Origin of the sequence: Alteromonas sp. 76-1, assembly GCF_900654235.1 — a bacterium.
In the GTDB taxonomy this organism is placed as follows: Bacteria; Pseudomonadota; Gammaproteobacteria; order Enterobacterales; family Alteromonadaceae; genus Alteromonas; species Alteromonas naphthalenivorans.
The window spans coordinates 116,631-125,985 of sequence record NZ_LR136959.1; the positions used below are offsets into that span (position 1 = coordinate 116,631).

The following is a 9,355-nucleotide window of genomic DNA, read 5'->3' on the forward strand; positions in this document are numbered from 1 at the left end:
TATGGTGTGCCTGAAATTGAATGTTATTGAAATGTTGCAGTATTAACATTTGATCACAAACCACCACATTTACTTTTAACTATCTTGAGCTAATAAACTTATGAAATGTCTAAAAACATTGTTAGTTTCAACTACTTTGTTGGGTGCCTTTACGCTAAACGCTGAAGTAACCCTTGAACAACAAGTAAAAATTACAGATGAAGGGCTGCACTTCGATGGGAGAAATCTTGATTTTTCTAACGTGGGCACACCCGACACGGGAGAGAAATACGACTATTTCTTTGGTCCAAATATTTCCGCACACGGCGATGCCGTAAAAACGTACAAGCATTACGTCTTTATGACGTGGTATAAGGGCGGGAAAAGCGAAAGAAATGTGATGCTCTCTCGTTACAACACTCTCAGCGGAGAGCTATCTACAATAGAGTTTCCTCACAGGCATACTGGTTTCAGGGGCGATCCCTTAGTTGGAGAGTCTCACAATACTATTGGATTATCGGTAAGCCCGATAAATGGCACCATTCACATGGTGTTCGATATGCACGCTTACGATAACAATAATCACGACGGTAAGTTCAAGGATGATTTCTTCAGATATTCTTACAGTATTGCGGGGGCTGCCGAACTCCCACATTCAGAATTTACTTTAGATAAATTTGTTAAAGATACCAGCGAGGTTAGCCAGGGAGAGAATGACTATAAGCATCTAACCATGACAGGAGACCTCAGTGATAAAGGGAATTTTGCTCGCCTTACCTACCCTAAATTTTTTACTACGGTAGACGGTACACTGCTTCTTTATATGCGCTTGGGCGGCAATAACAACGGCGCTTATGTTTTCAATCGCTATGATGCTGAGACTGAAACATGGTCAACATTCACCAAATTCAATGAAAACAACCAAAAACTTAAAGGAAATCCATACAACTGGGGCCTTTACGGAAACATGAAATACGTAAATGGCAAGCTTCGTGTTGGCTTTCAACAGCGAAGCAACGACAATTCAGACAAGTATAAATATCAAAATGGTGTTTATTACGCTTATTCAGACCATCCAGATGGTTTCGGTGATTGGAAGAATCACAAAGGCGAACCAATGACATGGCCCCTTATTAATTCTGACGAAATAAAGGTATTTGAGCCAGGCGACTATGTAAGTCATACCGATGCCAACTCGGTTTACATTGTGGGAAGCTTTGACTGGACGGTTACCGAGAAAGGTGACATTCATATTATCAGTAAAGTTCGTTCAACAGATCGCAGCAGACCTGATTACGAAGAAGTCTATATTCATTCATATAAACCAGCTGGCGCTGAAGATTTCATAATTAGTACTGATTTTACTGGCGCAAGCGAGATTTATACATCTGGAGATAATGTTTATATTGTAGGGTTAGAGGGTGGTCGCCCCTATGTTGAAAAAGCGCAAGGCGGTACCAATAACTTTGTTAGAGTTTACGAAGCCAGCGATGGACCAACATTTGATCATGGCACGCTGTACATAAAGGACGGTAAAGTCTACTACTACCTTATGGAGCGTACATCTGGTAACGCGATGCCGCTTTATCTTCAAATTATTGATTTAGATTTAGAAAGTGATGCTAATGCCCCAATTGTATCCTTCCCCTCTCCTTCACTGACTGTAGAGCAAGGTTTTGAGAAATTGAGCCTTAATATTGCTGCTGAAAGTCCAATTGAAGTAAGAGCGATTCAATCTGTTACGCTTTACATCAACGATGAGCTAGTGCGAACAGACACTTCCCTACCCTATTTATTCGGTCATGGTTCTAAGCCACATGAGACAGGTGCAATGGGCTGGCTAGATACGCATGAGCCAAACCCCTCCCCTCTTCCTTCAGGACGCCATATTTTTAAAGCCGTTGCAGTAGATAGCGAAGGAGATAGCTCTGTTGCAACAATGGTACTTAACGTTAATTCAAATGCTCCCGTAATATCCTTTCCTCAAGAGAGTTTGGAAGTCGATGAAGGCTTTGAGAAACTCAGTCTCAACATTAGTGCAGAAAGCGCTGTTGAAGGACGCACCATAGAGTCGGTATCTCTTTATATTGATGGAGAGTTTGTAAGAACGGATACTTCCCTTCCTTACTTGTTTGGCCATGCTTCAAAACCACACGAAACAGGTGCGATGGGATGGCATGATACTCATTCACCGAATCCCTCGCCGCTAACTTCTGGCACCTATGAGTTTACTGCTGTTGCTATTGACAGCGAGGGTGAAGAATCTAAAGCGTCGATGCAGTTAGTGGTGAAAGGAGAGCCTGAGCCACCAGTTGTTACATGGCCTAATTCAACCGTGACTGTCTATGAAGGTTATGAAAAATTAGCAATTACTATTGATGCAGAATCACCTGTTGAGGGCCGTGATATTCAGTCGGTTACTCTTTATAAGAATGGCGAATTAGTAAGGGTAGATACGCGCCCAGTCTGGAATTTTGGGCATTCTCATGCGCCATACGAATTTGGCGCTATGGGGTGGTTAGACCGTCATGAACCAAATCCCGCACCTTTAAGCGTGGGCACTCATACGTTTACCGCTGTAGCAAGAGATAGCGCAGGACTTGAGACTGAAACTGATATGACGCTGATTGTTCTGAGCTTACCGGGGCCTTCAGTGATGATTAACGAAAGCGATATTTCACTGCTTACAGAATATCAAAACCTTTCTATTACGGCAGACGCCTCTACAGCGAGCGAAGATATTTCTCTCGTCAGCTTAGCGCTTTACATTGATGACCAACTAATAAGAGAAATCTACGAACCTCCATTTGAATGGGGAGCCGATGGTTATTCAAATGAATTACTTGAATTATCAGCAGGTTCACATTTAGCGCGCGTTGTCGCTACCGATTCAAACAACCAGCAGTCTGAATCAAGCATTTTTATCAATATTGATTTGCTCGGTGACCTTAACAAGGATTCGGTAGTAGACAAAAACGATACAAGGCTTTTCACCGCAAAATTAAGAGCGGGTGAAACTATAGATATCCGCTATGACTTTAACGGCGATGGTGTTGTTAACAATAGAGATACACGAGGTTTAATTCGTCGCTGTACTTATTCGCGCTGCGGCTCTAATTAAAAGGAATAACAAAAATGAAGATTGCGAATTTAATATTGATTATTGGTTTAGTGATGTCTTTTTCATCCAAGGCATCGCTCATTACCTTTTCAAATGATTCATTGTCATACCTAAATGGCGACATCATAGAACTTGAGGTATTCGTCAACAACGCTAATCCAGAAATAGACGTTCTTGAAGTCGTATGGGGGTTCGACGCCAGTCTATTTGACTTTGATATGCTTCTCATTACAGATAGTGTGTTCGATAACTCCTATTTTGACGATGCTTTTGCAATAGGGGATGAATTAGTGTTTCAGTTGGGTCTACTCGCTAATTGGGATAATGTTCTCGGTACGTCGTTTAAACTAGGGACATTTAGCTTTATTGCTTTAGAAAATGGCGTGTCATCGCCTGAACTTGTGTCGATTGAGATGTTAGCGCAAAACTTTGACGGGGATGATATAAGCGCAACATCGGTGCCTGCCCCACCAACCTTGGCTATACTTTGTATTGCTGGCCTTGTACTTCTAAGAAAACGAGTGCTATAACCTAAATGGCCCAAGGTTTTAAACCTTGGGCCATTTTGCTTTTATTCTTTTGATCTTTGTTGTTTCTGATATTCGTAAAGAGAAGATATGGCTACCTTTGAATTTATCTCACCTATATGTGGTGAAGGGTAATGCTCTACGTCAAACCTTCTATTTCCATACATCCCGATGACTCTAGCATCAGGTCCTTCTGTTTGTCCCATAATTCTAACAGTTTCATTACTATCAGCCCCGCTTTCAACGAGTAATTTGGAGTTCCACGTCGTGTTGTATCGGCCGTGACCAGGTTGCCAGTACCCTGCCCCACCTCCAAACCATAAATCGTAGTATGGGCCCTTTTCATCACGTTCTGCTTCTATATGGAAAGTCATGTTGTCGTAAAGGTTTTGGTGGTTGGCCCCAGCGTGTTGATCTAGTGTAGGCTGAGTAAAACCCACACCTCGTAAAAACACACTTTTGGTAGATTTGGTATTCATGCTAAATGTATGAACGGTAGAATTCATAATTTTGGCATCTTCAACCAAAAAGTTGTGCACGCTACCAAGGTGAATACCGTAATGCCCAAAACGCGTACCGTAGCTGTGTATATTTGATATGGTCACGTTGCCGCTATTTTCAGTTAATATAGCGCTATCTGCATTGTTAAAGCTTACATCCCTAATCCAACCGTTAAAAACACTTGTTAAGTAGATACCATTAAACCCCTGTTCAACATGGTGGCCATAGGTATCGCCCGTTGGAAATTGAATTGATAGCCCCTCAATACCAACTTCTTGCAAGTGCTCCCATGACGATAAGTGAGCAGGAATATCATTATTAATGTCATGCAAAAGAGGATCGAGTATCTCGATTATATTTCCGCGAACTGATTTTATTTGAGTGGGTTGCATTACTAGCGGACGATTTGGAAAATCAAAATGGTGCGAGCCGATCACTTGTTCGGTATCGCCGTAAATAGACTTAACAATGCCGCCTTGTTTACCGTCTTTATTATGCCAGTCTATTCTAAGTACGTCCCCCTCAGAAATATCTGAAGCGTCGTTAACCTCTAATATGTTCTCACCTCTTTTACCCTTTTTAGCGATAGCTATTTTTTGAGGTTGTTGATCTAATTCTTCTAGATAAGGCACTGGTCGCGTCCCTGCTTTTTGGATCCATATCACACCACCAGACCAAGAATATTCTGAGAAGTAGTCATCTATGTAAATTTCTGTATCACGTTGTTTTTTATTATGCAGCCTTAGATATTTTCTTAATTCATCTAGATTGGGTGTTTTATCAATAATTGAAAGAGGCATTGGAAAGTATAGTTGAGTACCTTGTGCACCCATTCCCTTACCGCTAACTGTAATATTCCCTCGGCTAATTTTAAGAATATCTTTTACGATAAATCGCCCTTTAGGTAGTGTTACTGTTACATGTCCATCAATAGTATGCGCATGATTTAATGCATTTAAGATAGCCTTAGTATCATCTCTATTATCATTTGGAATAGCCCCAAAATCTGTCACGCTTACACTTGTGGTGTTAGTTTTGGAAGGAATATGTTTATCACCAAAGTGGTATCCTGCGTATGAATAATCAGGAAGGTATACCGCTTCCGTGCTGAGTAGCTCTTCAGCCTTATTTGTTATATCTGCTGCTGAGGCACTTGCTGATAAAATAATTAATGAGATGAATGCACGTATAGATGTATCAATGAAAGGTGGGTTATTAACAGTAAACATTATTAAAACAAGCTATATATTCTAAAGATACTTTTACAATATATTCACAACAGGTCAATAACAACCATTTTCAGTCAATAATATTGACTGCCTTCTATCACCAGGATCATAGTAAAAACAAATACTGTGCTCCGCTTATTAAACATGCTTTTTATCTAATCTTAAAATTAGTAGATATGGCGCAGCCATCTAATCTTCCTTTATCTAACATATATGTATCATCTAATGTCTGCAGCAAAGGATTATAATGAATTCGATTGTACTCATACCCTCATCAACGGCTGTTACTGCTCAGCAATGGAATTGCACCTACTCATGAATGGCGCTAATTTGGGAATTTGTGCGCGTTTGAGTATGTAAAATTATTAATTGCATGAGTGAGTACATAGGCTTATTGAAAAGCACACATATTTTTCGATAGGAAATAGATAAAAACGGCTAATTTTTATAAAAAAGTGTTAAGTAGCTTTATAACTTTACGTTAACGGGCGCAAGGTGTAGAGGATTAAACTCTACCTAGTCTCTTTAGGTATTGAAGGTGTTGAGCTGCTTCCTGCGGCGTCTTAGAGGCTCGAGGAGTGTGGGTTTGCTGTGAAACGCTTTTGAGGGGAATTGTTTTATTTACGAGTGTAGAAAGCTTAGTGACTAGACCATGTAAAGACGTCACTGCAATTGAAAATGAATGCACCGACAAAAATTTTAGGATCCCATTTGTGAAATCAAAAACTACAATTTTTAGATTCTTTAAGGTATTTAGAACCCGTCTTACTGTGTTCTGAGACCAATTGAGAAAGTGAGCGAGAAAAGGTACTGTTCTGCAAACATGCTGCCTGCCTTTCTCTACATTCCATTTATGTTGATTTGATAGGTAGCCATGTAAGATCAGAGCCTTGTGTACGTGTTTCGATCTATTTCCAGACAGCATTCCACAGTTTCGTTTGAGTTGGCCTACTTGTACTTTGAAAAAGGTAATTACACGTTCTTGACTTTTTACTTTCTTATTTTTAGCTGCTGTAAGCGTTTTTTCTAATTCATTAGCAAATAGCAGGGCGTAGCTATTATCGCCTATTTTAAGATGATGAGCGATATTATCGTAATACGGATGGTAAGACCCGTGCTCTCTTATCTGCGGTTCACTCTTTATTAAGAAACCTTTGGCAATTAATGATGATATTGCGGATCTCACTGCATTAGGTGAATAACCCACTTTATTGCAGATTGCTTGTGTGGTTTGCTTAAACAAACGCTTGTATGGTTTTAGCTGACAAGCAAAAAAAGCGACGTGAGAAAACACAAAGGATTCCGTGTCCGTCAATTGCTCAAATTGCCCTGACGACATAAAAAGTACATCGTCAAATTTGCTATTAGAATTCATCTTTTTACCAACAATATACGTGATTTGCTGATAAAAAACGCGTTAGTGGTTGACCTGATCTGGTAAACCGCTAAAATTAGATGTGTAACTGCTTCGAAATAGTTACATCTAAAGACCCGTGCAGTGCGCCAACACTTCACGGGTTTTGTTTTTTAGCGCTTCTTATCTGTCCATATTTCTAAATGCTCGTCATTGAGCACTTAAAGATTATATATTTTATTATTATTCACTTTGACGGATGTAATCTTTATATGAAAGGTATGATAGATCAAGCTGGATCGCGATCTATTAGTGATCTTTCTAAAGATTCGATCCAAGAGGTATTTTTCGATTTTGTTCAGTTAAAGATTCGATCCAACTAAATAAGTATGATGTAGAGCTAACGTCGATCGTCTAGTTTTCCCAATATATGAAGTGCAGACATATCGCGCCTAAACGCTATTACAGATGAGCCCTGCTCTGGTGAATAGCCAATATTGATCAAATAGCCTTGCACCGTAGCTCGGCCATATTCAACAACAAGTTCTCCTTTGCGTTGTTCGGACAGATAAGTTGTTCCAACCTGTTTGGCGATCTTTGTCGCTACTGCTTCATCAATCTTTGCTTTGTAAGACGGATCAGCGTTAGCCATAACCATGTTTGAGAACTTGCGCTTAAATTCATTCAGACTTGAAGATGGGGCTACAGACTCACGAAGTTCATTCCACGCATATAGCTGTTGCGCTTGTCTACCTGTAATTAGATGTTCACGTGCCCAAAGCCCAAATAAAATCTCTATTTCGTTTTTAGTTGCAAAAACATCGCTGTCGATGAGTAACATATCATCAAGCGTGCGCTTTGCTTTAATAGCAGCGATGATATTTTTTACCGTAGATCTAGGAAACTGTATCACGGCTGCCTTTTTTTCTACATTCTTAGAGTCTTCGTAGGTCACGATTGCCTCTAGGCGAAACAACTTATAGTACATTTCTATATCGATGATGAAATCTTTTCTACTGTCATAGAAATCTCTCATATCAAAAGTTGTTGCTGAGATCCTCTGCATCGATTGAATTGCATTTGTGATATAACCACCTGCGGATGCTTCTGATACAGGTATATCTTTAGCCATTGATATTAGGGGCTCTAAGGGTAAAGTGAAGGTTTCTCCAATAGTTTCTGACTCATCAATTCGTTCTGAAATATGATTAATTAACCAGGTAATTGCGCTAGCGTAATAGCTCATGTCAGGAAGATAAATTAATCTCCCCTCCTCTGCTCTTGCTGTTATTAGTATTGGTTTCGTTCTACCTTCTTCCCTTAGCTTAATACTAAGTGAGCTCGTTTTATCTTTTCGATTTGTACGCATTGCCTTAACTAGGTAGCGAACTATCTGAAGCTCCATGAATCTTGTCTTATCGTCGTAGCGTTCGATGTTAATCGTTTCAACCGTGCTTGACGAAACTATCTGGAAGTTGTCAGTGTTTTGGTCTTTGTTGTTTGACTCTGCTGAGGCTATTAAATGGCCTTTTGGCACGACCAGCTTAAAGAGTTTTCCTCTGCGCTTTTTGATAGGATCCGTTGTGATAAATTCACTAACGATTAAACCTTTGTTTTCCAGCTGTACAAGATGATGTCGGACATTAGATAATTTACGGTTAATTTTTTCAGCTACAAATTCCAAGCTTGCGGTAAGTTCTTCAATGTTTTGCAGTGAAATAAAAATGTCTGAGGCCACAGCACTTGATGTTGGTGAAATATCTAGAGAGCTGCAAACTCTCATGAAAACCTTAAAATCAAAGTCGTCAGATACCGAGACTAAGGGAGCTTTAAATCCATATTTATCCGACAGCTCAAAAAGTTCACGCACGTTGATTTACTTCCTATAGATTTTAATTACGCAGCAGATTCGATCCAAAGGTTATCTGAGAACAATTTCCTTGTCTATATTTACAGCCTTCAAGTTGAATGATGTTACTTTTAGTTTTCCCGATGTATATTAGTAAAGAGAAACTTTAGATAAGTAACGCTAGCTAACTGGTGGCTTTTTCCGCGGAAAAATTGTTGCTGGAAAGTGGTAAAACGCAGTAATGCCGCCTGCTCTAGCGAAGTTTTATTTTAGTTTTAATTATCAAAAAATAATATGACCGACCACTCTATCAGTCATCTTCGAATATGAAAGTAAACAATCAATATCGATTGCACTCATGATTAAAGACTTAATGCTCTAGTATGGCGAATCCCCGAAAAGGTTTCTGCTTCGGGTCTCATCGTTTTCTAATCAAAATTTTTCAAATGTATACTGACTTACACTTTACCAGTGGATTGTTCCCGCGGAAACGTTGATGTTGAAAACTTCCAAAGCCCAACAAGGACAAGGGCTGCGGAGATAACTAATTTAATTTTTAATTAGCATCAGTTATTGTCTTAAGTTTATCGCTTTAAACGCCATTTGTGTTTGTATCTATTTGGCATATGCGATTAATACAAACCCCTACAATATTGAGATAGTGAAAAGGTATCGCTATTTTTGTATTTCAATCAGGCAAAAGTTAATGATAGCTACTGTTTTAAAGATTCGATCCGAGACATTAAGTATTTGCCATGTCAATATAACTCGAGGTCCTGAAATAAGGTTATGATA

General features: G+C 39.5%; 5 protein-coding genes. 2 read left to right on the forward strand and 3 right to left on the reverse strand.

The window, feature by feature from the left end:
- The first annotated feature begins 100 nt into the window (after positions 1-100).
- Together ALT761_RS20525 and ALT761_RS20530 are read left to right on the forward strand one after the other, a co-directional pair.
- Positions 101-3,100 carry a BNR-4 repeat-containing protein gene (locus tag ALT761_RS20525; protein WP_129740775.1) on the forward strand — a complete coding sequence of 1,000 codons (3,000 nt, stop codon included), beginning with the start codon at positions 101-103 and terminating at the stop codon, positions 3,098-3,100.
- Positions 3,101-3,114: 14 nt separating this feature from the next.
- The gene (locus tag ALT761_RS20530) at positions 3,115-3,630 is read left to right on the forward strand and encodes a hypothetical protein (RefSeq protein WP_129740776.1); all 516 of its coding nucleotides are present in this window, start codon (positions 3,115-3,117) and stop codon (positions 3,628-3,630) included.
- 41 nt (positions 3,631-3,671) lie between these two features.
- Here ALT761_RS20530 and ALT761_RS20535 read toward each other — a convergent pair whose 3' ends face one another.
- From ALT761_RS20535 to ALT761_RS20545, 3 genes are all read right to left on the reverse strand, one after another.
- The gene (locus ALT761_RS20535) at positions 3,672-5,357 is read right to left on the reverse strand and encodes a glycosyl hydrolase family 28-related protein (protein ID WP_129740777.1); all 1,686 of its coding nucleotides are present in this window, start codon (positions 5,355-5,357) and stop codon (positions 3,672-3,674) included.
- 505 nt (positions 5,358-5,862) lie between these two features.
- Complete coding sequence (locus tag ALT761_RS20540) at positions 5,863-6,732, reverse strand: hypothetical protein (protein ID WP_129740778.1); 870 nt, start codon at positions 6,730-6,732, stop codon at positions 5,863-5,865.
- A gap of 379 nt (positions 6,733-7,111) precedes the next feature.
- The gene (locus tag ALT761_RS20545; protein ID WP_129740779.1) at positions 7,112-8,581 is read right to left on the reverse strand and encodes a hypothetical protein; all 1,470 of its coding nucleotides are present in this window, start codon (positions 8,579-8,581) and stop codon (positions 7,112-7,114) included.
- Positions 8,582-9,355 lie beyond the last annotated feature (774 nt).